At 73.6% G+C, this 379-nt stretch carries 1 protein-coding gene; it reads right to left on the minus strand.

Annotated features, from left to right (window positions below):
* Positions 1-379, minus strand: a 379-nt coding sequence (locus tag LMU33_RS40975; RefSeq protein WP_443728991.1) for a CurL C-terminal domain-containing protein, incomplete at both ends; no start/stop codon positions are given.

The raw sequence follows: 379 nt of genomic DNA on the forward strand, positions 1-379 counted from the left end.
CGCCGTCTTGCCCCGGCCGTCGGCGTTTCCGCACGGCACGTCGGCAGGGGTCTTGCCGGCGGCCACCTCGGCCAGACGGTCGAGGAAGGTGCGGCGGTCGCCCGCGATCACCACGGCGCGGGTCTCCAGGGCGGACCGTGTCGTCGCCAGGGAGTGAGCGATGTCGGTCGGCTGGAGGTCGGGGCGTTCCTGTACGTGGGCCAGCAACCGCTCCGCCTGGGCGCACAGCGCCTGCTCGCCTCGGGCCGACAGCAGCCAGGGCAGCACGGGCGGCGAGTTCTTGGCGGGCGCGGCCGCCGTGCCGTCCTCGGGTGCGAGCTGTCCGTCGTCGGCCAGTGGCGGCTGTTCGACGATGACATGGGCGTTGGTGCCGCTGATA

It is taken from the genome of Streptomyces barringtoniae (assembly GCF_020819595.1).
Taxonomy (GTDB): domain Bacteria; phylum Actinomycetota; class Actinomycetes; order Streptomycetales; family Streptomycetaceae; genus Streptomyces; species Streptomyces barringtoniae.